The organism is Aquimarina gracilis (assembly GCF_035285365.1).
Taxonomy (GTDB): Bacteria; Bacteroidota; Bacteroidia; order Flavobacteriales; family Flavobacteriaceae; genus Aquimarina; species Aquimarina gracilis.
This window is the reverse complement of the sequence record NZ_JAYKLX010000002.1, coordinates 32,555-58,952: the sequence shown is the minus strand read 5'-3', so window position 1 is coordinate 58,952 and position 26,398 is coordinate 32,555. Positions and strand designations below refer to the sequence as shown.

The 26,398-nt window shown below is 34.9% G+C and carries 20 protein-coding genes; 15 read left to right on the top strand and 5 right to left on the bottom strand.

From position 1 onward, the window contains the following. Nucleotides 1-98 precede the first annotated feature (98 nt). Nucleotides 99-1,118 carry a glycosyltransferase family 4 protein gene (locus U6A24_RS03130; RefSeq protein WP_324178483.1) on the top strand — a complete coding sequence of 340 codons (1,020 nt, stop codon included), beginning with the start codon at nucleotides 99-101 and terminating at the stop codon, nucleotides 1,116-1,118. Nucleotides 1,119-1,172: 54 nt separating this feature from the next. After that, nucleotides 1,173-1,955 carry a Kdo domain containing protein gene (locus tag U6A24_RS03125; RefSeq protein WP_324178482.1) on the top strand — a complete coding sequence of 261 codons (783 nt, stop codon included), beginning with the start codon at nucleotides 1,173-1,175 and terminating at the stop codon, nucleotides 1,953-1,955. 1 nt (nucleotide 1,956) lies between these two features. Here U6A24_RS03125 and U6A24_RS03120 read toward each other — a convergent pair whose 3' ends face one another. The 3 genes from U6A24_RS03120 to U6A24_RS03110 form a co-directional block, all read right to left on the bottom strand. Further along, the gene (locus tag U6A24_RS03120) at nucleotides 1,957-2,736 is read right to left on the bottom strand and encodes a glycosyltransferase family 2 protein (protein WP_324179009.1); all 780 of its coding nucleotides are present in this window, start codon (nucleotides 2,734-2,736) and stop codon (nucleotides 1,957-1,959) included. A gap of 23 nt (nucleotides 2,737-2,759) precedes the next feature. Continuing rightward, nucleotides 2,760-3,821 carry a glycosyltransferase family 9 protein gene (locus tag U6A24_RS03115; RefSeq protein ID WP_324178481.1) on the bottom strand — a complete coding sequence of 354 codons (1,062 nt, stop codon included), beginning with the start codon at nucleotides 3,819-3,821 and terminating at the stop codon, nucleotides 2,760-2,762. Between the two features lie 69 nt (nucleotides 3,822-3,890). Then, nucleotides 3,891-4,706, bottom strand: coding sequence for a 2,3,4,5-tetrahydropyridine-2,6-dicarboxylate N-succinyltransferase (locus U6A24_RS03110; RefSeq protein ID WP_324178480.1), 816 nt, complete (start codon nucleotides 4,704-4,706; stop codon nucleotides 3,891-3,893). A 129-nt stretch (nucleotides 4,707-4,835) separates the two neighbouring features. On the opposite strand from U6A24_RS03110, the gene ruvX reads away from it, so the two are divergent. The 10 genes from ruvX to U6A24_RS03060 all read left to right on the top strand — a co-directional run bounded on the left by ruvX (nucleotide 4,836) and on the right by U6A24_RS03060 (nucleotide 16,318). Then, complete coding sequence (ruvX, locus tag U6A24_RS03105) at nucleotides 4,836-5,246, top strand: Holliday junction resolvase RuvX (RefSeq protein ID WP_324178479.1); 411 nt, start codon at nucleotides 4,836-4,838, stop codon at nucleotides 5,244-5,246. 18 nt (nucleotides 5,247-5,264) lie between these two features. Then, nucleotides 5,265-5,855, top strand: a complete 591-nt coding sequence (gene def / locus U6A24_RS03100) for a peptide deformylase (protein WP_324178478.1) — start codon at nucleotides 5,265-5,267, stop codon at nucleotides 5,853-5,855. Nucleotides 5,856-5,944: 89 nt separating this feature from the next. Then, the gene (locus U6A24_RS03095) at nucleotides 5,945-6,367 is read left to right on the top strand and encodes a DUF5606 family protein (protein WP_324178477.1); all 423 of its coding nucleotides are present in this window, start codon (nucleotides 5,945-5,947) and stop codon (nucleotides 6,365-6,367) included. Between the two features lie 206 nt (nucleotides 6,368-6,573). Continuing rightward, a complete protein-coding gene (locus U6A24_RS03090) occupies nucleotides 6,574-8,217 on the top strand; it encodes a CTP synthase (protein WP_324178476.1) in 1,644 nt (547 codons plus the stop codon). An 89-nt stretch (nucleotides 8,218-8,306) separates the two neighbouring features. Next, complete coding sequence (gene yidC / locus U6A24_RS03085) at nucleotides 8,307-10,196, top strand: membrane protein insertase YidC (protein ID WP_324178475.1); 1,890 nt, start codon at nucleotides 8,307-8,309, stop codon at nucleotides 10,194-10,196. 147 nt (nucleotides 10,197-10,343) lie between these two features. Next, a complete protein-coding gene (locus tag U6A24_RS03080; RefSeq protein ID WP_324178474.1) occupies nucleotides 10,344-11,027 on the top strand; it encodes a toxin-antitoxin system YwqK family antitoxin in 684 nt (227 codons plus the stop codon). Between the two features lie 110 nt (nucleotides 11,028-11,137). Continuing rightward, nucleotides 11,138-12,325: a tRNA 2-thiouridine(34) synthase MnmA gene (gene mnmA, locus U6A24_RS03075; protein ID WP_407654002.1), complete on the top strand. Its 1,188-nt coding sequence runs from the start codon at nucleotides 11,138-11,140 to the stop codon at nucleotides 12,323-12,325. 51 nt (nucleotides 12,326-12,376) lie between these two features. Next, nucleotides 12,377-13,321: an NAD(P)H-dependent flavin oxidoreductase gene (locus tag U6A24_RS03070; protein WP_324178473.1), complete on the top strand. Its 945-nt coding sequence runs from the start codon at nucleotides 12,377-12,379 to the stop codon at nucleotides 13,319-13,321. Nucleotides 13,322-13,328: 7 nt separating this feature from the next. Further along, nucleotides 13,329-14,102, top strand: a complete 774-nt coding sequence (gene mazG / locus U6A24_RS03065; protein WP_324178472.1) for a nucleoside triphosphate pyrophosphohydrolase — start codon at nucleotides 13,329-13,331, stop codon at nucleotides 14,100-14,102. A 716-nt stretch (nucleotides 14,103-14,818) separates the two neighbouring features. Next, on the top strand, nucleotides 14,819-16,318 hold the full coding sequence (locus U6A24_RS03060) for a helix-turn-helix transcriptional regulator (RefSeq protein WP_324178471.1): 1,500 nt from the start codon (nucleotides 14,819-14,821) through the stop codon (nucleotides 16,316-16,318). Nucleotides 16,319-16,506: 188 nt separating this feature from the next. On the opposite strand, the gene U6A24_RS03055 is transcribed toward U6A24_RS03060, so the two are convergent. Next, the gene (locus tag U6A24_RS03055; RefSeq protein ID WP_324178470.1) at nucleotides 16,507-16,659 is read right to left on the bottom strand and encodes a hypothetical protein; all 153 of its coding nucleotides are present in this window, start codon (nucleotides 16,657-16,659) and stop codon (nucleotides 16,507-16,509) included. A gap of 100 nt (nucleotides 16,660-16,759) precedes the next feature. Here U6A24_RS03055 and U6A24_RS03050 point away from each other — a divergent pair, with 100 nt between their 5' ends. The 3 genes from U6A24_RS03050 to U6A24_RS03040 are packed head-to-tail and all read left to right on the top strand — an operon-like array spanning nucleotide 16,760 to nucleotide 22,543. Beyond that, nucleotides 16,760-19,927: a SusC/RagA family TonB-linked outer membrane protein gene (locus U6A24_RS03050; RefSeq protein ID WP_324178469.1), complete on the top strand. Its 3,168-nt coding sequence runs from the start codon at nucleotides 16,760-16,762 to the stop codon at nucleotides 19,925-19,927. A 10-nt stretch (nucleotides 19,928-19,937) separates the two neighbouring features. Then, on the top strand, nucleotides 19,938-21,641 hold the full coding sequence (locus tag U6A24_RS03045) for a SusD/RagB family nutrient-binding outer membrane lipoprotein (protein WP_324178468.1): 1,704 nt from the start codon (nucleotides 19,938-19,940) through the stop codon (nucleotides 21,639-21,641). Nucleotides 21,642-21,652: 11 nt separating this feature from the next. Then, the gene (locus tag U6A24_RS03040; protein WP_324178467.1) at nucleotides 21,653-22,543 is read left to right on the top strand and encodes a hypothetical protein; all 891 of its coding nucleotides are present in this window, start codon (nucleotides 21,653-21,655) and stop codon (nucleotides 22,541-22,543) included. 92 nt (nucleotides 22,544-22,635) lie between these two features. On the opposite strand, the gene U6A24_RS03035 is transcribed toward U6A24_RS03040, so the two are convergent. Next, nucleotides 22,636-26,076: a starch-binding protein gene (locus U6A24_RS03035; protein ID WP_324178466.1), complete on the bottom strand. Its 3,441-nt coding sequence runs from the start codon at nucleotides 26,074-26,076 to the stop codon at nucleotides 22,636-22,638. Between the last annotated feature and the right edge of the window lie 322 nt (nucleotides 26,077-26,398).

Genomic DNA, 26,398 nt, shown 5'->3' with positions numbered 1-26,398 from the left:
AGGGTACTTTATTATTTGAATATATTTGCAGAAGATGACCCCTACTATTTATAATTGGAAGTCGAAAAATAGTATTATTCAAAATTAATAAGAGCAATATGCCTAACAATCGTTTTCAGGAAAAGTTGTATTTTTTTGTATTCCACAAATGGAAGTATCTTATAGCTATATTTAGATCTAAATTTTACAAAAAAAGCAATAACGAAAAGGTTGATAAGGTCGTTTATGTAGCTAGAGAAAAAGATAAAGACTGGATTTTTGGAGCAAAGGTTAGGCGATTGTCAAGATATTCTGCATTAAATGCCAAACCATACTATCATAATAAATTGCGTAATCTTCCCGAAGCAGATGGATATTATTACATTTATCAAAATTATTTTTGTCGCTGTATACGTAGTACTCCAAATATTTTGAATAAGAAGAATGTAGTAATGTTTACGCACCCAAGCTGGTCCAAAAAATACTCAAAAACTCATGTAGTTTGGTGTCTTAACAAAGCAGATTATGTGATTTGTCTTAACTCGGCAATTAAAACCTATTTAATAGAGATTGGCGTAAGACCTGAGATACTTAAGGTTATGCACATCGCTACTTCATCCAGCTTTTTTTATACCCATAATAGGGGACAAGGTGGAGTAGGGTTCTGCTCAAACTTTGGCCCAAGAAAGAATCCAGATTTAATTTTTGATCTGGTTAAAAATATGCCCAATAGAAGCTTTTATTTAATAGGACGTAATTGGCAAGATTATAATCAATTTAATGAGCTTTCAAAGTTGTCAAATTTTACATACTATGACAACGTTCCTTATGAGTCATATCCAGATTTATACGAAAAAATTGATGTCTTTGTTTCTCCTTCATTGCTAGAGGGTGGCCCGGTACCAGTGCTAGAAGCAATGATGTCTAACTGTGTGCCGGTAGCATCAAAAACAGGTTTTTGTCCGGATATTATTACGCATGGGGAAAATGGATTTTTGTTTGATACAACCGCAAATTATAAAGAAGTAGTAGCGCTCATAGAAAAAGCTTTTTTGATTAAGGCGGATGTAAGAGAGACAGTATTGCCTTATACCTGGGAGAGCTGTTCAAAGAAAATAGATGATTTATTTTTAAACTAAAGATCCGATATTAAAAAGCCCTAAAATACCTACCTTTACCGATATTTTTCTAAAATGCAAAATCGATTTATAATCCATTCTTCATTCATTTCTCTAGAGTCAGAAGTAAAAGAGGCTATTTCAAATTTTAATAATTACTCTGAAATTCTTGGTGCTGCAGAACGTAATGTAATCAAGATTGTTGAAATTAAAAATAGAAAGTATACTATAAAATCATTTAAGGTTCCTAATCTTATTAATCAAATTGCGTATCGATTTTTTAGAAAATCAAAAGCAGAGAGGTCCTATAGCTATGCAAATAAATTACTAGAATTAGGAATTAAAACACCATTTCCGATTGCTTATGATTTATACATAACCCCTTTTTTGTTTAAAAGAAGTTATTATGTAAGTGAATTATTAGATTATGATTTAACGTATCGCGAGTTGGTTCATGAGCCTGATTATCCTGATCATGAGAATATTTTAAGGGCTTTTACCAGGTTTACTTTCGATTTACATGAAAAAGGAGTATTGTTTCTGGATCATTCTCCAGGAAATACTCTAATTGTTAAAAATGATTCTGGTTATGATTTTTATCTAGTAGATCTTAATAGAATGAAATTTGAAAATCTTGATTTTGAAACCAGAATTCAAAATTTTGCAAGACTTACACCTAAAAAAGAAATGGTAGCCATCATGTCTAATGAATACGCAAAATTAACAGGTAAGGAAGAAGCCATGATTTTTGAAAGAATGTGGGGGCTTACTGAAGCATTTCAGAAAAAATATCATGGTAAAATAGCCTTAAAAAAGAAAATCTTTTTCTGGAGAAAAAAATACAGAGATGTCAAGTAGTTTATTTTCTGTTTCTGCGAAGTAGCCATAGTTTTATATACCTCATAAAAACGGCATAACACTGCACATATCCAATCACTAATCCTGGGACTCCATCTCTAAAGCCACTTTGTATTACATAATGTTTAAAAAATCCCCAAAAAGGTTTAATTATAAAATGGTACGGGGTAAGTTTTCCTGTTTTTTTGTCATAATCCTCAGCCTGCCAAGAAGCATACTTATTTAATTTCGATATATAAGCATCAAAAGTAGTATAGGTGTTATGGTAAAATTTACTATGTAGCATGCCTACTTTACCTTCGGTAACAATCTCTTCATGAACGTGTCTATTATCATATTTGCATTTGTCGCGATGAAACAAACGAATAACTTTGTCATTGCGCCAACCACTATAATGTATTCTCTCTCCCATAAAGTGATTCATACGTTTGATCCAATAAGCAACATGATTGTCCTTGTCAGGAGCTTTTAAAACTTCTAGTACTTCACTTTTAAGTTCGGGAGTAACTCTTTCATCTGCGTCAACTAATAGTATCCACTCATTATTAGCTTGAGGAATAGCCCAGTTTTTTTGAGTAGAAGGGTAATCAAATTCTCTTTGAATAATAAAATCGGTATATTTTTTTGCGATTTCTACAGAACGATCTGTACTATACGAATCAACTACCATAATCTCATCAGCAAAAGAAACCGATTCTAATACCTCTTTCATGTTGTGCTCTTCGTTATAGCAGGGTATTATTGCTGTTACCTTTTCTCTATGTGTTGTGTTTTTTTCTATGATAAAAAAATTAGGAACGCAAATTACAAGTTTTTATGTAAAAATTCTCGCAATTGATCAACGAATAGTTCTGGTCTTAGGTTAGGGTATAGCGCTAGTGATTCTTTTTTAAGTTCTTTGATAGTTTTATCCTTAAAAAGTGAAGGTTCATAATCTGCAAGGTGAACCGACATATGCTCTTCTCCATCTTCAAACATATTCCAGTCCTTTTTGATAATCCACGGAGAGAAAATGGTAAATGTAGAAACATTTAGCGCTTTGGCCATATTAACTGCTCCTCCTTCATTGCCTACCAAAGCATCACAATGGGATAAAATAGCTATGAATCCACGTAGACTTTTTGCAAAAACATCAAAATGTATATGTTGCTGGGTTTTATAATTGGTTAAATTGTAGATCGTACGAGCATCTTTTTCCTGATTAGGAATATAATTGAACAGTACATTGGCCCCAATTGTAGATACAATCTCATCAATAACCTTGGCCATATATTCGAAGGGGAGTGTTTTTCTGGATTCACTACCTACTACACTGATCATCACCAAAGGCTTTTTAGGGTTAATTTCATTGGATTCTAAAAATTCTTTAGCCTTTTCTTTTTCCTCTTCAGAAAGAAATATTTTTGGTTTTACAATTTCAGAAACGATTCGATTTTCTGGTAATACTAATCGTAACCTGTTTTCTATAGCGGTACTGGCATTTGTAATAGGATCATTATGCCGTCGTATAGTTTTGGTGTAGATGAATTGCGTATACCATTTATAGAAAGAGATTCTTTCCTTTGCACCAGAAAATAATGTAATAAGATTACTTTCTAATTTACCATAGGTATCAATAACAAGGTCATATTTCGTCTTTCTGATTTTTTTTAGAAATTGATAGAATGCTCTTTTGCTATCTCGATAACCATCCTTAAATTCAATAACCCTATCAAAATATGGGCTTTCTAAAACAACCGGCCTTGTATTAGAATTAATTAAATAATCGATAGTTGAATCAGGATATTCTTTACGCAAAGTTTCGCAAATTATTGTGCTGGTAAGTACATCACCAATCATTTTTTGTTGAATGACTAAAATCTTCATTTACTATCAATTAAAATAATTGAGCTTGTCTTTTTTTTAGACAAGCTCAAATCATATCTTTTCACCAAATTAAACGGCTACATCGTATTCACGAAGCGCATCATTAAGTGAAGTTTTTTTATCGGTACTTTCTTTACGCTTACCAATGATTAATGCGCAAGGTACATTAAAATCTCCTGCTGCAAATTTTTTGGTATAACTTCCTGGGATTACTACAGATCCAGCAGGTACAACACCTTTTCTTTCAACAGGAGTATTTCCAGTAACATCAATTATTTTTGTAGAAGCTGTTAATACCACATTGGCACCAAGAACCGCTTCTTTTTCTACTCGAACACCTTCAACAACAATGCATCGAGACCCTATAAAAGCATTGTCCTCTATGATGACAGGAGCAGCTTGTAGTGGTTCTAAAACACCACCTATACCTACACCTCCGCTTAGGTGTACATTTTTTCCTATTTGAGCACAACTACCTACAGTTGCCCAAGTGTCTACCATAGTTCCTTCATCTACATGAGCACCTATATTAACGTAACTTGGCATTAAAATAGTACCCGGAGAGATATAAGCTCCATGGCGTGCAACTGCATTGGGGACAACACGAATTCCCTTGGCTTCATAACCTCTTTTTAAAGGTATCTTGTCATGATATTCGAAAATTCCTGCTTCGAGTGTTTCCATTTTTTGAATAGGAAAATAAAGTACAACGCCCTTTTTTACCCATTCGTTTACTTGCCATCCTCCTTCAATAGGTTCGGCAACGCGCAATTTACCGGCATCTAATAAATTAACAACTTCTCGAATAGCGTCTTGTGTTGATGATTCTTTTAAAAGCTCTCGGTTTTCCCAGGCTTTTTCAATGGTTTCTTTTAGTTGGTTCATCGAATTAAAAAATTTTGGTAAATATAATAGCTTCCTTTTAAATAAGGATGGATTAACCTTATTTTAGGAAACCATTAATAAATAGGATGTTTATTTGTTATAATATCATATTTTTGCACAAAAATAAGGATGGCAAGAATTTTGGCAATAGATTATGGAGGGAAACGATGTGGTATTGCTGTTACCGATGAGTCTCAGATTATAGCATCAGGTTTGACTACCGTAGGTACTCAAGAATTGCTATCTTGGTTAAAAGAGTATATATCTCAGGAAGAAGTAGAGCTTTTTGTGGTGGGAGAGCCCAAAAGATTGCATGGGGAAGCCTCAGAAAGTGAGAAATTGATAAAACCATTTTTGGAAAAGCTTAATAGGGAGTTTCCTGATATCCCAGTAAAACGGATAGATGAGCGTTTTACTTCCAAAATAGCTTTTGATACCATGATTGCTAGTGGAATTTCGAAAAAGAAACGTAGAGATAAAGCCCTTGTAGATCAAATTAGTGCAACGATTATACTTCAAGATTATTTATATAATCGTTAAATAAAAAGAAATAAAAATATGATACTACCTATTGTAGCATACGGAGACCCAGTATTAAAGAAAAAGGCAAAGGAAATTAGTGAAGAATATCCAAAGCTCGAAGAACTATTGGAAAACATGTTCGAAACTATGTATGCAGCTCATGGAGTTGGTCTGGCGGCTCCACAAATTGGACTTGCGATCCGTATTTTTTTGGTAGATACAGAGCCATTTGCAGAGGATGAAGAGTTGTCTAAAGAAGAAAGGGAACAACTAAAAGGCTTTAAAAAAGTTTTTATAAATGCTACTATTCTCGAAGAAACAGGAGATGAGTGGGCCTTTACCGAAGGATGTCTTAGTATTCCGGATATTAGAGAAGATGTGTTTCGCAATGAAACAGTAAAAATCAACTACTACGATGAAAATTTTGTTGAACATACTGAAACTTATAGTGGGTTGGCAGCTAGAGTTATCCAACACGAATATGATCACATCGAAGGGATTTTGTTTACAGATAAACTATCAAGCCTTAAAAAACGTTTAATAAAAGGAAAGCTGGCCAATATTTCAAAAGGAAAAGTTAATGCAGATTATCGTATGCGTTTTCCAATGGCCAAAAAAGCAAGGTAAAGAAGAATAATTTTATAAGATTTAAGTTGGTAAATGTTTGATTTTTTAAAACGAACTACAGATATTTGCCAACCTTGAAAAGATACTATATGGGCTTAGATAAAATATTAGCAATCTCGGGCAAACCGGGTTTATATGAGTTAAAAACTCAAACTAGAAACGGTTTTTTGGCAGAATCTTTATTAGATGGAAAAAAACTGTCTGTAAGCATACGTCATAATGTAAGTGTTCTTAGCGAAATTGCTATTTATACATTTACTGAAGAAGTACCTCTGAGAGAGATTTTTAGAAAAATCCAGGAAAAAGAAAATGGAGAAAAAGCTATTAGTCATAAAGAGTCCAAGGATAAATTAGAAGCATATTTTAGTGAAGTTCTTCCTGATTATGATGAAGACAGAGTATATGCTAGTGATATGAAAAAAGTGATACAATGGTATAATATTCTTCAATCCAAAGGCATGACCGATTTTTCTGAACCAGAAGAAACAAATGCCTCTCAAGAAGAAGAATAATACATACATTTTAAAGTAATAAAATCCTGTCTTTTAGACGGGATTTTATTTTTTACCTAAATTTATATATTGATTTTCAGAATTTTATACTGTTGAAGGAATATGAATAAGTTATATGAATATTGCTTGATTTTCAGGTCATCATTTCAGGACTTCTTTGTATTTTTGCGCAGAATTTTAAAACAACACCTAATAGTTAAGTTTACATGGCCAATACCAAATATGTTTTTGTAACCGGAGGCGTTTCTTCTTCGTTAGGAAAAGGGATCATTGCAGCTTCTTTAGCAAAATTATTACAAGCAAGGGGATACAGGGTTACGATTCAAAAACTGGATCCATATATTAATGTAGATCCGGGAACACTTAATCCTTATGAACATGGGGAGTGCTATGTGACCGATGATGGTGCCGAAACTGACCTTGACCTAGGCCATTATGAACGATTTTTAAATACCCCAACATCGCAAGCAAATAATGTTACTACCGGTAGGATTTATCAAAGTGTTATTGAAAAAGAACGCCGTGGAGAATTTTTAGGAAAGACAGTTCAGGTTGTTCCTCATATTACCAATGAAATTAAAGAAAGAATCCAGATACTAGGCAAAAGTGGGGATTATGATATTGTTATTACAGAAATAGGAGGAACCGTAGGTGATATAGAGTCTTTGCCATATATTGAAGCTGTTCGTCAGTTAAAATGGGAACTAGGTGATACCAATGCGATAGTAATTCATCTCACACTTATTCCATACCTTTCTGCTGCTGGAGAACTAAAAACAAAACCCACGCAACATAGTGTAAAAACATTGATGGAGAGTGGTATTAAGGCAGATGTTTTGGTATGTAGAACAGAACATGAATTGTCTGACGATTTGCGAAGAAAATTAGCGCTTTTCTGTAACGTAAAGCCAGAGGCTGTAATACAATCAATAGATGCATCAACAATTTATGATGTTCCTAATCTCATGTTAGAAGAAGGTCTTGATGCTGTTGTACTGAAACAATTAGTGTTAAGAGATGATAATGTGCCCAATTTAGAAAATTGGAATAAGTTTTTAAAGCGACATAAAAACCCGAAAAATGAAGTCACCGTAGGACTTATTGGGAAATATGTAGAGTTACAGGATTCATATAAATCAATTCTTGAAGCTTTTATACATGCAGGGGCAGAAAATGAGGTAAAGGTTAATGTCGTTAGTATTCATTCAGAATATATTGATGAGGAGACCATAGCAAAGAAAATTGCTCATTTGGATGGGGTTTTGGTAGCTCCTGGATTTGGAGAGCGAGGTATCGAGGGTAAAATTAAGGCCGTTCAGTTTGCAAGAGAGAATAAAATACCGTTTTTCGGAATCTGCTTAGGAATGCAAATGGCAGTTATCGAATATTCTCGTAATGTACTTGGGTTAAAAGATGCTTGTTCTGTAGAGGTAAATGAAAATACCCCACATCCGGTTATTAATTTGATGGAAGAACAAAAAAGCATTACCGATATGGGTGGGACAATGCGATTAGGAGCCTGGGACTGCGAATTGATCGAAGATAGTAAAGTATTTGAAGCTTATCAGCAAACGCTTATCTCAGAACGTCATCGTCACAGATATGAGTACAATAATAATTATAAATACCAATTAGAGAATGCGGGACTCAAGACGACGGGGATAAACCCTAAAACTGGACTTGTGGAGATAATTGAAATTCCTGATCATCCTTGGTTTGTCGGTGTGCAATACCATCCAGAATATAAGAGTACCGTTGCCAACCCACATCCTTTGTTTATTGCTTTCATAAAGGCAGCAGTAACATATTTAAAAAGTAACAAAAGTGCCAAAGTGTCACAAGGATCCTAATTGGCTAGATAATTGAAAACAGAAAAAGTAATAAATAATTTCAAAAGCCTTACTGATTAATCAGACAAAGGCTTTTTACACTTAGATAAATGGAAGAAAAGAAATTTGACCTTAATTCGATAATTGGATTCGCTCTTATTTTTGGGATTGTTGCGTTTATGTTTTATAAAAACCAACCTACCCCTGAAGAAATTGAGGCCCAGAAAAAAGCCGAACAAGAACAAGTTGAAGCTCAAAAAAATGGCAATGAAGCAGATACAACAGATTTTGTAACCAAAAATGAAGCTATTATTGCTAATCCACAGGATTCAGTCGCATTAGCCGGAGCCAAATCTCAACTGGGTGCTTTTGCATACTCAGCAAGCTTACCTTCTGCAAAAGATAGTTTTACAAAGATTGAAAATGAGGTATTAAGCCTCAAAATAAATAATAGAGGAGGATATATCTCTGAAGCGCTATTGAGAAACTTTAAAACGTATGATTCTGTTCCAGTATACCTTATCAAAGATGGTAAAAACGCTTCATTAAATATAAATTTTGGAACAACCGATAATAGAATTCTAAATACAAAGGATTTGTTTTTTGAACCTGCGGTAACCAAAAATGGTGAAAATACAGTGTTGTCTATGAAACTTAAGGTTTCAGATTCACAGTTTTTGGAATACAGATATGAGTTAAAACCTAACGATTATATGTTAGGTTTTACAATTAGATCACAAGGTTTACAGCAAGTCATTAATAGTAGCCAATCTATAAACTTGGATTGGAAACTTCAAGGGATGCGACATGCAAAAAGTGCTACTTATGAAAATCGCTACACTGAATTATCTTATGAATATGATGGAGATAAGGATGATTACCTGGGACAACAAGACTTTACCGATGACGAAGAGGAAGATGTAAGTTGGATTGCTTTCAAACAACATTTCTTTACATCTGTATTATTAACGGATACTCCGTTTAAAACAGCGGCTTTTACATCCAAAAATATTGCCAATTCTAGCGATCTGGATGATAAGGATATAGCGGTTACCAAAGAATTTTCTGCGACTATGCCATTAGAGCTTCAAGGAGGAGAATTGAACTATGCAATGGATTGGTATTATGGCCCAACAGATTATAGGATTCTGAATAAATATGATCGTAATCTTGATGAAATTGTACCACTAGGATGGGGAATCTTTGGGGTAATCAATAAATATCTATTCATCCCGTTTTTTGCTTTCTTGAGTAGTTTTCTTCCTTATGGTATTGCAATTGTTGTGATGACCATAATTGTGCGTATCATTTTATCTCCGGTTACCTACAAATCATATTTGTCACAAGCCAAAATGAAGGTATTACGCCCAGAGATTACAGAAATTAATGAAAAATATAAAGATAATGCCATGAAGAAACAACAGGAAACGATGGCATTGTATGGCAAGGCGGGAGTAAATCCAATGAGTGGATGTTTACCGGCACTTATGCAAATTCCGGTCTTCTATGCATTATTCAACTTTTTTCCTAGTGCGTTTCAGTTACGCCAGAAAAGTTTCTTATGGGCAGATGATTTGTCTAGTTATGATACGATAGCGCAACTTCCTTTCGAAATACCATTTTATGGAGATCATATTAGTTTGTTTCCAATCTTAGCATCTATAGCTATATTTATTTATATGATGATGACTACTGGGCAAACAATGCAGACGCCGCAACCAGGAATGCCTAATATGAAATTTATCATGTACTTGTCTCCCTTAATGATGTTATTTTTCTTTAATAACTACGCAAGTGGATTATCATTGTATTACTTCATTTCGAACTTAATTACTATAGGAATTATGTTAGTAATTAAAAATGTAATCATCGATGAAGATAAAATACATGCAAAAATTCAGGAAAATAAAAAGAAACCTAAGAAACAGGGTAAGTTCCAGAAGAAGATGAAAGAATTAATGGAGCAGGCAGAACAACAACAAAAAGCAAATAAGAAGTAATTTTTCTTAATAGCACATAGTATCAAAAAAAGTCCTTTTCTTCAGGGCTTTTTTGTTTTAAATTAGTTTTGTTATTTTGTTTTGAAAATATTGGTATACTTTTTGGAAATCACTTTCGTTGAAGTAATAGTCCCAAATATTATAATTATGCGAAGTACATTTTTATTTTGTGTTTTGATCGTTACAAGTTTCTCACTTGCGGCTCAGGAGTATAATCAGTTTGACGCTGATGGAAAACGGCATGGGAAATGGCGCAAACGATATGAGAATAGCGATCAAATTAGATATGAAGGAACCTTTGATCATGGAAAAGAAGTAGGTGAGTTTAAGTTCTACAAACCTAGTAGTGGGGATTCTCCTACTGCTATTAAGACATTCTCCAAGGATAATGATACCGTGCAAATAAAGTATTATACCAAGAAAGGAAAAGTCATTAGCGAAGGGCTAATGTTTAAGAAGGACCGAATTGGTATGTGGACCTACTATCATAATGGATCGAACAAAGTCATGATGACCGAAGAGTATAAATTAGGAAAATTAAACGGACAACAACTTACATATTTTGAAAATGGACAGTTAACCGAAAAAACTTCTTTTGTTGATGGGAAAAGGCAAGGCGAAAGAGTTATGTATTCTGAAAAAGGTACTGTACTGAAAGAATTCAAATATGACAATGATCAATTGCATGGTTTGACCAAATACTACGATACCGATGGTAATTTAATTATTGAAGGAAATTATAAAAGAGATCGTAAAGATGGTATCTGGAAGTATTATGAGAATGGAAGACTTATAGAACAAAAATCATATCCTTTACAAAATAGGGGATAAGGATAATTGATTTATTAAATAGATATATAAGTAAAACCCTATAGCAATGCTTGAGCGTTGCTTTTTTTTATTCTTATTTTTGCATAAAATTCAAACTCAGAATAGTTTTAATGAAAAGAGTTATAGTAGGCCTATCGGGCGGAGTGGATTCTAGTGTAGCCGCATACTTACTTAAAAAACAAGGGTATGAGGTTATAGGCTTGTTTATGAAAAATTGGCATGATGATTCTGTGACTATCTCAGATGAATGCCCATGGCTTGATGATAGTAATGACGCACTTTTGGTAGCAGAAAAACTTGGGATTCCTTTTCAAACAGTTGATCTTAGTGAGCAATATAAGGAACGCATCGTAGATTATATGTTTAATGAGTATGAAAAAGGACGTACGCCTAATCCAGATGTATTATGTAATCGAGAAATCAAGTTTGATGTCTTTTTAAAGATAGCCCTATCGCTTGGAGCAGATTATGTGGCTACTGGTCATTATTGTCGAAAAGAAACCATAGTAAAAGATGGAAAAGAAATACATCGATTATTAGCTGGTAAAGACCCAAATAAAGATCAGTCATACTTCTTATGTCAATTATCCCAGGACCAGTTGGCAAAAACATTATTTCCTGTTGGTGAGCTTTTAAAGCCAGAAGTAAGAAAAATAGCTTCAGAACAAAATCTGGTTACTGCCGATAAGAAAGATTCTCAAGGATTATGCTTCATAGGAAAAGTACGCCTACCAGAATTTCTTCAGCAAAAGCTACAGCCCAAACAAGGTAATATTATAGAGATTCCCTCTTCAGAAGAAAAATATTCACGCAATATACCTGAATTCGCTTCTAAAAAGGAAGAGCTGGATTTTTTGTCGACCAAATATCAATATGATGCAAGTGAAGGAAAAGTAGTTGGACAACACCAGGGAGCTCATTATTTTACCAAAGGACAACGAAAAGGATTAGCGGTAGGAGGCACGGTAGAACCACTTTTTGTGATAGAGACCGATGTAGAAACCAATACTATTTATACCGGTCAAGGAAAAAACCATCCTGGATTGTATAGAAAAGCATTATTTATTGCCAATGATGAATTGCACTGGGTACGCGAAGATCTTAAACTACAAGTTGATCAAGAACTCGAGGTGTTGGCGAGAATTAGATATCGACAACCTTTAGAAAAAGCTACTTTGTATATGGTGGATACTGGAATGTATGTGGTTTTTGAAAATAATCAAAGCGCTATTACCGAAGGTCAATTTGTGGCTTGGTATCTTGATGATGAATTAGTGGGGTCTGGTGTAATTTCGTAACTTGTTCTTCAAAATAATAATTATATACTTCTTAACGATTTTTCTCAATTAATGAATAAAATAAAAGAACTATTTGGTGTCCAATATCCTATAATCCAAGGTGGAATGATATGGGCTAGTGGCTGGAGATTGGCAAGTGCAGTAAGCAACGCAGGTGGATTAGGACTTATAGGCTCTGGATCTATGTATCCAGATATACTAAGAGAGCATATTCAAAAATGTAAAAAGGCAACAGATAAACCCTTTGGGGTAAATATTCCAATGTTATACCCGAATCTTGATGAAATTATTCAGATTATTATTGAAGAAGGAGTCAAGATTGTATTTACTTCTGCAGGAAACCCCAAGATGTATACCCAGTATCTAAAAGATCATGGAATTACAGTAGTTCATGTGGTGAGCAGTCTAAAATTTGCGTTAAAAGCTCAAGAAGCTGGAGTGAATGCTGTAGTAGCCGAAGGTTTTGAGGCTGGGGGTCATAATGGAAGAGACGAAACTACTACCCTCGCTTTAATCCCTATGGTTAAAGAAAAAATTACTATTCCATTAATTGCGGCGGGTGGTATCGCTACAGGTGCGGCAATGTATGCCGTTATGTCCCTTGGAGCAGATGGTGTGCAGGTGGGAAGCCGTTTTGTGGCTAGTGAAGAAGCATCATCACATATAGATTTTAAACAAATGGTTGTAGATGCAAAAGAAGGAGATACACATTTAACGCTTAAAGAGCTTGCGCCGGTAAGGATGTTAAAGAATAAATTTTATAATGACGTGAAGGAGCTTTATACCAAGGGCCCTTCTGTCGATGAGTTAAAAATGTTACTGGGTCGGGCAAGAGCAAAAAGAGGTATGTTTGAAGGAGATCTTGAAGAAGGAGAATTAGAAATCGGACAAGTATCGGGGTTGATTCACGATATTAAGCCAGCGGCTATGATCATAACCCATATGATTGAAGAGTTTAAAGCCTGTAAGAAAAGAATGGAACAAGTTTTTTTATAAATTTAGTATGAATTCAAGAAAAGATCAACTCAAGGCTTTTGATAGATTGTTAACCATCATGGATGAGTTACGAGAACAATGTCCGTGGGATAAAAAACAAACCCTACAATCTTTGAGACATCTTACCATCGAGGAAACTTATGAGTTAGGAGATGCTATTTTAGATAATAACCTGGAAGAAGTTAAAAAAGAACTTGGAGATCTATTGTTGCATATTGTGTTTTATGCTAAAATTGGAAGTGAAACCAAGGATTATGATATCGCAGATGTCGCCAACGAAATATGTGAAAAATTAATAAGCAGGCACCCTCACATATATGGTGATGTAAAAGTAGCAAATGAGGAAGATGTAAAACGTAATTGGGAAAACCTGAAGCTTAAAGAAGGAAAAGAGAGCGTGCTAGAAGGAGTCCCCAAGTCGCTACCGGCACTTGTCAAAGCAAGCCGAATTCAGGATAAGGTAGCTGGTGTTGGATTTGATTGGGAAGAACCTCATCAAGTTTTTGAAAAACTTAAAGAAGAATTAGAAGAGCTTCAGGAAGAAGTGAAAATACAGGATCAAGAAAAAATAGAAGCCGAATTTGGTGATGTGCTTTTTTCTATGATTAATTATGCCCGTTTTCTTAATGTAAATCCCGAAGATGCCTTAGAACGCACGAATAAAAAGTTTATTAAGCGTTTTCAATATTTAGAAAAAAAAGCCAAAGAGAAGAATAAAACACTAAAAGAAATGACACTTGCCGAAATGGATGTTTTTTGGGAAGAGGCAAAAAAAATCTAATATTTTTAAAACATTAAGGTCATCTTCATGCATAAAATTAAGATGACCTTAACCGGGAACATTAAAAAACCTTGATACATTCTACTCTAGAAATTCAATCTAAAGTTCATCACATGTTATTTTACATACACAAGGCCGTACAGATGTTTGACTATAACCTGGACATCCTTGCTCTCGTAGAGTATTGCCAAGTCCACCTTTGAGATTAAGTGTAATCGCAGAAAGATTGGAAATCACGTTTTTTTCTAACTTTAAAGTTTTAAGACTTCTTTTTTTCATAAGATAAGGTTTTAAGAGTTGAAAAATTATCCTTTTAATATACGTATTAATAGAGTTAAAAAGTTTTAAAGACATAAGATTTAACTCCAAAATAACAGTTGTTTTTCATGAAGTTACTTGACGTTTTTCGTAAAGCATTAAAACTTACCAAGTAGGGTTTTTAAAACGTTTAAGGTTTATCTTTTAACTAATTTTTGACTGTGTTTTAATTCTCTCTACGCTTTTTTGATTGTTTTTGAAGTCAACTATTCTAGTAAATAGTGTTTTTCTATTAAAAAAATATGGTTTTTCTGTAATTTTATGATTTTATTAATCTTTTATTAACCCTTATATTTGCTGGATTTTAGGGTAAGATATTATCGGGAAACCCATGAGTAGCCTGCTTTTTTGAAAAACAAATCGTAAATTAGAGTGGATAATTATTATAAAGGATAATTGTGCGGCTAACTCGAAAAAATATTGCTATATTAGTATGTTATGTCTTTTTCTTTCTTTTTTCTTTTAAAGCAATTAGCTCTTACAAAGAAATCGGTGATATAGATAAAGACACCCATATCTATGATGTTTTGTCTTCGGCAAAAATGTATTACAACCAAGGGGCATTTGATTTGGCAATCGAAGAATACAATCTGGCTTTGAAAGATAATACTTCAGATTCTTTACATATATATAAACAACTTGCCTTTTCATTTGCAAAATTAGATAAACCAGATTTAGCCTGCCAGTATATTGATAAATACATTAAGGGTAGCCTAGATGTTAGTTTTGTGGGACATAGTTATTTTGATAATATAGGCTCTTCAGATTCCTATAAAAAATTGGCAGACAAGTACCTTAAAAAGGTTGATGGTTGGTCGATTTTTTGTTTTTATGTTGGTTTTATAGGATTTTTTGTTTCGGTAGTCTTAAATTTTAGAAGGAGTTCGGATAGAATTTCGAATCTCTTAATGAGTGCTTTTGTGTTGATCCACTCTTTTTTTATGATTCATATGGGTATATATCTTATGAATTATGATTACTATTTACCACATACGCTGTATATGTCAATATCATTTTCTTTTGTGTATGGACCTTTAATTTACTTTTACTTCAAGCGAGTGACCCTACAATACAGTTTTAGAAAAATTGATTTTTGGCATCTTTTACCAACGTTGTTTCTTATAACGATATTATTACCAATTTATCTTTTACCTGCGGAGGAAAAATTAAGAATAAGAGTTCATAATGAAAGGCCATATTTTATTTTGATTACTCTTTCAAAACTTACCTCTTTATTGGTCTATGGGGTATTAGTAATTAAGATTTATTTACAATCGGTAAGACAGAAAAATTTTTCTCCCGTACATTATAGATGGCAAAGAAATATAGTTATTTTTTGCTCGACATACATACTTTCTTACGCCGTGTTTACTGTACTTGTAATACAGCAGATAGTGAGTGGTTTTTTGTTTTATATGCAAATAACTACAATGGCTCTGCTGGTATTATATGTAGGCTATACTGCATTTACACGTCCAAGTATCTTTGGTAAACTTAAGCTAGTAAAAGATAAAGATGGATCTGGTAAATATGAAAAATCAGGTCTTACAGAGAGTCTGTCTTTAGAATTAAAAGAAAAATTACTACACTTATTAAATCATGATAAGATTTATAAACAGAATGATATCAGCCTTCATAAAATCTCAGAATTATTGGATACAACGCGGCATAACGCTTCTCAAATAATCAATGAGCATTTTGATCTTAACTTTTTTGAGCTTATTAATACGTATAGGATTGAAGAAGCAATGAGACTTTTAAAAAGTGGAGACCAGTATCTTAATATTATTGATGTAGCCTACGAAGTAGGTTTTAATAATAAAGTAACTTTTAATAAGTCCTTTAAGAAATACAATCAGATTACCCCTTCTGAATATCTAAAATCTTTGGTAGCCTAATACATTTTTTCTCTTACATTTTTGATCATTACCAATATCATCGATATCTCATATTGGTAATATAACTTATCTCATGATGCTATTTGGGAAAGTTTTAAATAGACTTCAGTTTAGTTTGCATCTTGTTTGATAAAATTTACTAATACGGTCAAAGATGCTTCCATTGATTCGTCTGCTTCAAAGCAAATTTATCCAAACAAGTAAGCCCGTAAACCTTCTTCGGTTGAGAGTAAACCTTTATCAGGGTTGCCAATACTGTGATCAACTCTTTTTTTCTTTATCAGGTAATCATAAAAAGGAATGGCGGGTGTAGTTATAGATTCCGCATAGACTTTGTTCAAGTTTTGTGAATTTAAGATTGAGTTAGCCATCATGATATTCTTGCCTTCCTTTTATGGTTACAATAACTACATGAAGTATAATTTTTGAAATTTTTTATCTATGAAAGAACATTTTTACAAATTGCTGATGTTCGTGTTTTCTATGCTTTGTAGCATAACATTTGCACAGCAACAAAATATTTCTGGAACGGTTACCGATGACACAGGAATACCGTTGCCAGGGGTTAATATCATTGTTAAAAGTACAACCAATGGTACGCAAACAGATTTTGATGGAAACTATTCTATTGAAGCCAATCGTGGATCGGTTTTGGTTTTTAGTTATGTAGGTTTTGCAACCCAAGAAGTAGTAGTTGCAGATTCAAATCAAATAAATATAACTTTTCAGCAGGATGCAGCACAATTAGAAGAGGTAGTAGTAACTGCTTTCGGAATTAAGAGAAATGCAAAAAAATTGGGTTATGCAGTTAGCACAATTCAACCAGATGAGGTTTTAGAAAACTCAGAACCTGATCTTATACGTTCTTTAACGGGTAAGGTTCCTGGAGTAAACGTGAATTTTTCAACCGGGGTTGCAGGGGCTTCAAATCAAATTAATATTCGGGGAGCTACCACCTTGGGAGGGGCGAGCCAACCGCTTATTATTGTTGATGGTATAGCATATGATAATACTCAAGTAACGACATCAAGTCAAACGACCGGTGGTGGAGGTTACGAATCGGGTCTTTCATCTTTGGATCCAAATAATATAGCTTCGATTAATGTGTTGAAAAGTACCGCAGCGGCAGCATTATATGGATCAAGAGCAACAGGAGGAGTAATTGTAATTACTACAAAAACCGGTTCTACTGCGGGTGCCACAAATAACAAATTATCTGTATCATTATCTTCAGGAACTTATTTTGAGAATATTGCAAATTTACCCGAATATCAAAATACCTATGGTAATGGTGTTAATTTTAGTTACCTGAATGCAAATGGTTCGTGGGGGCCAAGATTTGATTCTTTAGAAACTATACCAACGTGGCCAAATATCCTTGCGGCTTTTCCAGAAATTGGACCTACGGTACCTTATGAAGCACAACCAGATAATGTAAAGAACCTTTTCAAAACAGGAACGGTTTTCGACAATTCGGTTAATCTCTCTTACGCAGGTGAAAACGGAAACTTCAATGTAACGGTTTCCGACCTGGCACAAGAAGGGTATATCCCATTTAATACTTATGATAGAACTACAGTAGCAGCCGGAGGTAATTTTGAGCTTCCCAATGGTTTAAGAGTTGGTGCCAATTTAAGTTATGCCGATACTGGACAAGTAGGAGGTTTTTTTGGTGAAAATCAATTTGCAGGGTCGGCCTCATCATTTGCAAGAACTCTCTGGTTAGGAAGGGCATGGGATACGTCTTTGCCTTTTGAAAATCCAGTTACAGGTGCTTCGGTGACACCAAATAATGGTTGGGATCATCCTCTATGGTCCTGGAAAAACGATCAAATTCTAACAGATACCAATAGAACTGTTGCTAATATTAACTTAGGATTTGATTTTAATGATAATATTTCTACCTCCTTTAGAATAGGACTTAACAGATATAACTTAAGCAGGAAACAAATTCGGAATATTGGTTCGAGAGCCAATAATGGTCTCGGATCGATAACTACAGATGATTTTCTTAACGAAGATTTAGAATCGACATTATTATTTAACTTTAATTATGAATTAAGTAAGGATTTTACATTAACCGCAATATTAGGAAACAATATACTTCAAAATACAAGTGATCGCAGTGCGTTACAAGGTACTGTATTTAAATCACCAGGTATATTTACGATTGCCAATACGATCAATATTACCAAAACAATAGATGGGATCGCTGTATTAGATAATTTTGCTCGATCCCGAAATGTTGGAGTATTTGCAGACCTGAGTTTGTCTTTTAGAGATTATCTTTTTTTAAATGCCACCGGAAGAAACGATTGGAGTTCTACACTACCAAAAGATAACCAGTCCTATTTTTATCCTTCTGCTAGTGTGTCTTTAGTATTTACTGAGGCTTTAGGGATTGATAGTGAGATTTTGAATTTCGGAAAACTTAGAGCAGGTTTTGCATCGGTAGGTAATGATGCTCCTGCAGAGTTTTTGAATAGAACATTTATTTCAGGAAATCCATTTAATGGGATTCCGGTAATTAATAATAGTGCTGCTTTAGGAGATCAGGAAATCACACCAGAGTTTACAGATGAAATAGAATTAGGAGCAGATCTAGAGTTTTTTAATCGTAGAGCGATTGTAGATTTCAGTTGGTACAAGAAAACGACTAGTGATCTTATTTCTCCGGTTAGTGTGCCTTCTACTAGTGGTTTCACAACATTTAACACCAATATAGGTGAAATTGAAAATACCGGAGTTGAAATTGGATTGACTTTGGTCCCTATAAGAACCGATAACTTTAAGTGGGAGCTTTTTACAACATTTACTAGAAATGTTAATGAAGTTACCGAATTGGTTGATGGGTTAGAAAGAATTCAGCTTGTTCCTAATCAAATTGCTCATGCAATTGTAGGAGAACCTTTTGGAGTGTTTTTTGGATCCAGGTTTGCCAGAGATGATAATGGAAACTATTTAATAAACCAATCCGGCGGAGGAATAGTACAAGATTTAGAAAATGGTATAGTAGGAGATCCAAACCCAGATTTTAGAATGGGGTTCATCAATACAATTTCTTATAAAAACCTAACCCTGCGAACACAAATAGACTGGAAAGAAGGAGGCGATATACGATCAACCAGTATTAATGCTTTACTAGGTAGAGGTGTAACAAGAGATACAGAGGATAGAGAGCGTACATTTATAATTCCTGGTTTTTATGGAGATAATCAGGGAAATCCAATTCTTGATGCTAATGGAAATCAAATTCCAAATACAACACAGATCGATACAAATGAATTGTATTTTTCGCCTGCCGGAGGAAATACTTTCGGTATAAATACAGTAGACGAGGGATTTGTGTATGACGGTACAGTATATAGATTAAGAGAAGTTAGTCTTACATATGATTTTCCTTCCAAATTCTTGAATAATACTCCTTTCGGGAAAATAAGTCTAAGCGTATTAGGAAACAACTTATGGTACTTCGCACCAAATGTTCCAAAATACACCAATTTCGATCCCGAAGTTACAAGTTTTGGATCTTCTAGGGTACAAGGTATTGAGGTCTCTGCTGCTCCAACATCAAAGCGATATGGCTTTAAACTTAATTTATCTTTTTAAAAAAATAAGTATGAAAAATATAACTAGAAATACATTGAATACATCCAAATTTCTTGTAATACTCTCTTTGTTTATGTCAATTTTGAGTTGTAGTGATTATTTGGATGTAGATACAGATACCGATAACCCTACAGTAGCACCAATAAATCAATTATTAACAGGTATACAAGTAAATATAGGTCAGGTAGCAGATTTTCAATTCTTTAGCGCTGACATTTTGCAAGTCTATACACACCAATTTACTGCAAGGGAAGAACAAGATCAATATGGTGCCAAAGCAGATAATGTTTTGATGAATAATGACTGGAATAATGTGTATATAGGACTTACCGATATTGAAACATTACTGTCTCAAGCCGGAGAAAGTGGAGATGAGATATATGTAGGTATTGCCGAGATTCTCAAAGCATATTTAATGTCTGTTGCAGTAGATTTATGGGGAGACGTTCCGTTTACTGAAGCAACGTTGCTAGAGCAAGGTAATGTGAGTCCTTCGTTCGATGACCAGCGAGAAATTTATGCTAGTGTCTTAGAACTTATTGATGAAGGAAAAAGTAAAATTCAAAGTGGTCAGGGAATTGCTCCTTCTACTGATGATTTATTCTATGGAGGGTCAAATGCACAATGGATAAAATTTGCAAATACACTAAAGTTGAAGTTGTTTAACCAAATTAGGTTATCCGATTTATTTGATGTAGCAGCGTTGAATGCATTATTAGCAGAAGATAATTTTATGTCTTCAATAGCAGATGACTTCCAATTTAATCACACGGCCGCTCAAGCTCCAGCAGACGAGCGAAATAGATTGTTTTTGGATGCTTATGGAGGTGCGCAAGTTACAAAATATGCCAGCCCCTGGTTTTATGAAATCTTAATAGGCGTAAACCCTAATATTCATACAAACAATCCTGATCCCAGACTTCCATATTATTTCGTTAATCAATTGTTGCCTGGTCAATTTCCTAGGGATCAGGGAGATTCTGTTACCGGGGATCCAAATGCTGACTATTGGGACGCCGCAACAGGGTTCTTTAGTATTCGTTTCGGAAGTATTGGACCCGATAGGGATGGAGCTGTACAAAATGATGCTACGTTTCCGGGTATTTTCCCTTGTGGAGGGCGATATGATGACGGTGCCGGATTTGCAAGGACTATTAATAGTGGTACAGGCGTAGCACCAAAACGAATTCTTACCTATGATGAGTTTCTATATATACAGGCAGAGTTAATGCATGAAGGTCTTATGCCAGGAGATGCAGGTGCAAAATTAAGAGAAGCAATGACTGCAAGTTTTGCAAAAGTGGATCAAGTAGTAGCCGGAACCGGAACATCACAAACAGTTCCTGTATTAGCCGGTTCTACAGCTGTAACAACCTTTTTGGATAACGTTATGAATGAGTTTAATGCTGCAAGTGATGAAAAAAAACTTGAGATTATAATGACTCAAAAATGGGTGGCTACGTTCGGTGATCCTATGGATCAGTATAATGATTATAGAAGAACAGGGTATCCCGTGCTGGCAGATCCTAATGGCCCATCTCCCGAGTATCAACTTGATAATGGAGACGGTTTTCCTCTTATTGATAATTTAACGGTGTTGAATAATGATTTTCAAGTTTCTTTCTTCTGGCCTCAGCGAGAATTAAACCTTAATCAAAACGCACCCCCTAGCCAAAAAGATCCAACAACCTATAAAATATTCTGGGATAATTAATTTTTAAAATTATGAAAAAACTATATATAATATTATTGACTGCGACATTAATGTTCTCAGTCTCTTGCGAAAACGATGGGGGAGATGCTTTTATACCTCTAGAAGATGGAGTCGTCCCTAACATGCAAAAATCAGCTACAGGAGAAACCATCATTGATCTTGTGAAAGTAAACAATAACGAGCTTGTAACACTTGAATTTAGTGCAGAAATCGCTCAAGGTACACCAGCATCTACAGATATTGTAGGCATTTATGCGACAGCAGCTGGACCTGTTTATAGTACTACTTTGTTTAGTGACGTGACACTTCCTCAGGATTTTACTTTGACTACCGATGACATTATAGGAGCTTTTACAGAGCTAACAAGCGGTTCAGATATTAAACTGGGTGATGTATTAACCATTACAGCACGATTTACTAGACCAGATGGTACAGTACTTAATATCGTTAACGATGACGGAACAAGTAATACAGGAAGTAACATACAGACTACTGTTCTATTTGCATCAGTTATCACATACCCAGTTTCTTGCCCTACCATGCTCGAAGGTAATTATACATCGACTGTAATAGCATCTAGTTTGCCTATTGCCGGCAATTTTATAAGCCCGCAATCGGTCACTATTACCCAACCATCTGCAGGAACTTATGTTTTGAGCGATGGTACAGCCGGTATTTTTGGTGCTGGTACACCTGTGGGACTTCAATTTACTGATGTGTGTGGTGAAATAACGGTGGCTACACCATCGGTAACTTTTCCAGGTCAGGTAGACTTTGAACAAGGAGATGGAACAAATTTAGATCCAGATACTGGTGTCATAACTTTAGAATTGGCATATACTGCTGGGTCATGTTGTGCATTGCCAGGTATAACATATACAATAGAACTAGTTCCTAATTAGTATCATAGAGATTGATTGTTTAAAAAAACTGCCCTTTGCGGGGCAGTTTTTTTAAGTATTTTTTTGAAATTATTTATATAGGCTTAAGGGTTTTATTCACGCTTTACTATCTTTTTAATTTTTGAATGGCCATCAATAGTCACTTTACAAAAATAAATACCGGGAGTCGTTAACATGTTATTTTTATTAAGGTTGTAAGAATGCTGTCCTTTTTTTGTGGTACTATTGAAAACGATTTCAGAGCTTCCATACAAATTTGATAGCTCTATTATAACACTACTTTCTTTTTTATGAGTATGCCAAGTTATTATAGAGTTTTGGGTTATTGGATTAGGGTGGATGACAATCTTAGTATCCAAATTATGAGCCGAATTTCTAGTTGTATTTGGTTGATTGTTATACCAAACACCATTATAATACCAGCCATTTGCACATCGATTTAAATCTGGGGTTTGGGAAGCTCCATTATCATTAAAAATAAGGTTAACACAATTGGTGTTCTCAAATGTGTAGTGATACCATCCATTAGTATCGGCAATCATGGTTTCTCCCGGCCATATAGTAGTAGTCCCTGATGGAGTAACGTTCCAAAAGTATACTTCCGGAGAAGAAAAAGAGTCCGACTTAAAGTATACAGTCAATTGTTGGGTTTCTTCAGGGTTGGAATCGTACCAAACACCGTTGTAATACCAACCATCTCCACATCGATTTAGATCTGAAGTTTGATTATTACCGTTATTGCTGAAAATTAAGTTTGCACAAGAAACATTAGTAAGTTTGTATTTGTACCAACCATTTCCAGCATTTTGCATTAATTCACCTGGCCAATTGGTATTTAATGAAGTTGGACTGGTATTCCAAAAATAAAGGCTTGGATTGTTTAGAGGACCTTTATAATATATGGTCATCCCTTCATCTGAAGTATCTTGAAAAGTAAAAGTATTGCTTACTATCTCCGAGGTTAACCCTTCTTCGTCATAAGCAATGGCCTTGAGTGTGGTATCTTGGCTTAGCGTTAACTCATTAACGTATACATTAGAGTTAGACGAAGGCTCATCTCCGTTCAAGGTATAATAAATAGTAACTCCATTAGGTTTATCGTCACTTGCAGTTAGACTTACTATAATACTTTCGCCTTGAGTAAATGTACCTCCTTCTGGAGACATAGATAGAAGAGGAGGGGTGTTGTTAGTATTTCCTGGCTGGGTGTCATACCATATTCCATTGTCGTACCAACCGTTTCGATTTCGAGAGAGGTCTGGTGTTTTATTACTTCCGTTATCACTAAACAGTAAATTAGTGCTTTCTACTCCTTCAAAAATGTATTGGTACCAATCTGTGTTATCAATTCTTGTCATTTGAGGGCCAGGCCAATTACTTGAAGGGAGCACATCTGGAGATTCATCCCAATAATGAACATTTACCTGCGACCAATCTGAAGGCTTTTTAAAATAAATTCGTAGCCCATCGATTGGACCTATAGTATAATTTTTTGTTACAATTTCAGATGCTACATTGTCTCTGTCGAATACAATTGCTTTAATAATTGTAGATTCTGTTATGGTGAATGAACTGGTATATCTTGTTGAATTTTGGTCAGGATCGCTGCCATTTGTTGTGTAAAAGATTTCGTAGGGGGCACCTGCACCTCCTATGCCTTCAAGAGAAACTGGTATTGGATTTTCGGATTGGTTGATGTTGGGATTAATTATCACCACAGGATTGGTAGGGCCATTAACGCAGTTTTCAAAAAATCCACCGCCACATCCACCTAGCAACCCAGGACCATTGAGCACATAAATCCCTGCAGAACCCGAGGTTACATCAAAGTTTAAAGTTCCATTAGTTACAAAGGCTTCTCGTCCTGTTACAGCGTCTCTATAAACTCCATTCGTCATCCCTGAAATTGAAAAGGCAGCACCACCATCTTTAGCTAAGCCAACAGCAACTTCACTATTTTGATATGTTCTTCGATAGGCAACAGCATTTCCTGGTGCGTTTTTCCAACTCCAAGCACCCTTTTGTAAGGCAGGAACAGCTTTACGGATAGCATTTAGTTTCTTTATATGCCGATATATTTTATGGCTGGAAGCTTGATCAATAACATCTCCATAATATGCTCTTCCTGTTTCATTGATAGATCTTTCAATACCAGATGCATCGTGAATATCTGCAAATTCGCCAGCTTTAAATCTCATTTCGGTACCATAATACACCGTTGGGATTCCTCTCCAGGTAAACATGAAGTTCATACAAGCAGCAAGATTTTCGTCTGAACCACCATACCGTCGGTTCCAGTCATTATTTGGGCCAAAATCGTGATTGTCTAACCATGTGACAAGTGTAGAAGGATCACTATATAAGTGATCATAGCGTGCAGCTGCTTTTACTGTAGGAAAAGATTGCCCCTCTTCAAAAGTACCATGAAAAGTAGCTTCACCAAAAAAGTCTAAAACGGCCATATCTAATGGTTCTGAGTTGTTAACAGCACCTCTCCAGGTATAGTAATGAGGGTTAATCTCGTCTACTGGGTGTAGTTCATGACGTTTCTGAGCAACTTCTCCAAAAATGAATAAATCTGGGTTGATAGCCTTGAAAGCATCGTAGAAATAGATGATATCCTCTCTACTCATATGTTTCACAGTGTCCCATCTAAAAGCATCTACTCCCATATTAATAAAAGTAGCGTAGGCATTAACCAAATAATCTCTTACGACTTGACTTCCGGTGTTTAAATCTGGCGTATCTCCTGCCAAAGCTCGATTCTGAAGATTTTCGATATCATCAAAACCTTGTGCAAACCCATTTCCCGAGTGATGATACCAATCTGGATCCGACGTATCTACATAATTTTCTTTACTCGGAAAATTAAAGGCTGCCAAGTTTTGGTTATAAGGCGGAGGCATTTTTGCCAGATTTGCCCGACTCCATAATAAACCATCTTCTGGATTAGGAGTTAAACCGTCATATTCCCAATTTGGGTTGTCTGCGGCGTACCATGAAGCCATTGGATCGGTGTTGTACTTTATTTCTGCTACGTCTTTTATTCCAAATCTACCAGCATGGTTAGTAACCACGTCAAGTACAATTTTCATACCTCGTGTATGCACTTCATTAATAAGATCTTGAAAAGTTGCACCCGGAGACTCAAGTCTTGGGTCTACTTTGGTAAAATCCCAAGCATGATACCCATGATAATCCAATGGACTTCGATTATGAACAATAGGTGTAATCCAAATGGCAGTAAACCCTAAATCCTTAATATAATCTAATTTTTGAATTAGCCCTTTAAAATCTCCTCTCCAAGTAACATCATTTGGATCTGTGATTGTAGGATTAATATTGGGATCTGGATTGTAAGAAGACCATTCTGTAGGTGCATTATTATTTGGATCTCCATCGAAGAAACGTGTTGTCATTAAAAAATAAATAGTTTCTTCTCTAAAATCTGTTTGACTATTTCCTAAAGTTGGAAAAAGTAAGGCTGAGCCAAGGTTGACCATGGCAAATAGACCGAGTAATAATTTTTTCATTAGTGTTTCTTGTGTTTGTGTGAAATAAATACGCTGTCAAATTAGATACTAATCAATTTTTTAGCACTTTTTTTGATGATATAGTAATTTAGGTAAATTCTTACAGGACTTTTCTAGTTAATAAGATCGAAAACGTTTTCGTGTTTATAAATTCAATGACTATTGTTTGTTTTTACTAGTAAATAGTGTTATTAGGACTCAATGGCTTCTGAATTGTTTAATTATCAATATAGCTTGGTAGGGATATTAATTTTAGATTCTATACAAATTGGTTTTCAAATAAAACTAGTATTGATTTAATATTTTCAAAGTTATTTTTGAA

Bases quoted from the DNA above. Each gene is read 5' to 3' on its own strand.
- U6A24_RS03045 (WP_324178468.1), top strand. From the start codon at position 19,938: ATGAAAAATATAACTAGAAATACATTGAATACATCCAAATTTCTTGTA.
- mnmA (WP_407654002.1), top strand. From the start codon at position 11,138: ATGAAAAGAGTTATAGTAGGCCTATCGGGCGGAGTGGATTCTAGTGTA.
- U6A24_RS03070 (WP_324178473.1), top strand. From the start codon at position 12,377: ATGAATAAAATAAAAGAACTATTTGGTGTCCAATATCCTATAATCCAA.
- U6A24_RS03130 (WP_324178483.1), top strand. From the start codon at position 99: ATGCCTAACAATCGTTTTCAGGAAAAGTTGTATTTTTTTGTATTCCAC.
- def (WP_324178478.1), top strand. From the start codon at position 5,265: ATGATACTACCTATTGTAGCATACGGAGACCCAGTATTAAAGAAAAAG.
- U6A24_RS03115 (WP_324178481.1), bottom strand. From the start codon at position 3,821: ATGAAGATTTTAGTCATTCAACAAAAAATGATTGGTGATGTACTTACC.
- mazG (WP_324178472.1), top strand. From the start codon at position 13,329: ATGAATTCAAGAAAAGATCAACTCAAGGCTTTTGATAGATTGTTAACC.
- U6A24_RS03090 (WP_324178476.1), top strand. From the start codon at position 6,574: ATGGCCAATACCAAATATGTTTTTGTAACCGGAGGCGTTTCTTCTTCG.
- U6A24_RS03035 (WP_324178466.1), bottom strand. From the start codon at position 26,076: ATGAAAAAATTATTACTCGGTCTATTTGCCATGGTCAACCTTGGCTCA.
- yidC (WP_324178475.1), top strand. From the start codon at position 8,307: ATGGAAGAAAAGAAATTTGACCTTAATTCGATAATTGGATTCGCTCTT.
- U6A24_RS03080 (WP_324178474.1), top strand. From the start codon at position 10,344: ATGCGAAGTACATTTTTATTTTGTGTTTTGATCGTTACAAGTTTCTCA.
- U6A24_RS03110 (WP_324178480.1), bottom strand. From the start codon at position 4,706: ATGAACCAACTAAAAGAAACCATTGAAAAAGCCTGGGAAAACCGAGAG.
- ruvX (WP_324178479.1), top strand. From the start codon at position 4,836: ATGGCAAGAATTTTGGCAATAGATTATGGAGGGAAACGATGTGGTATT.
- U6A24_RS03050 (WP_324178469.1), top strand. From the start codon at position 16,760: ATGAAAGAACATTTTTACAAATTGCTGATGTTCGTGTTTTCTATGCTT.
- U6A24_RS03125 (WP_324178482.1), top strand. From the start codon at position 1,173: ATGCAAAATCGATTTATAATCCATTCTTCATTCATTTCTCTAGAGTCA.
- U6A24_RS03040 (WP_324178467.1), top strand. From the start codon at position 21,653: ATGAAAAAACTATATATAATATTATTGACTGCGACATTAATGTTCTCA.
- U6A24_RS03095 (WP_324178477.1), top strand. From the start codon at position 5,945: ATGGGCTTAGATAAAATATTAGCAATCTCGGGCAAACCGGGTTTATAT.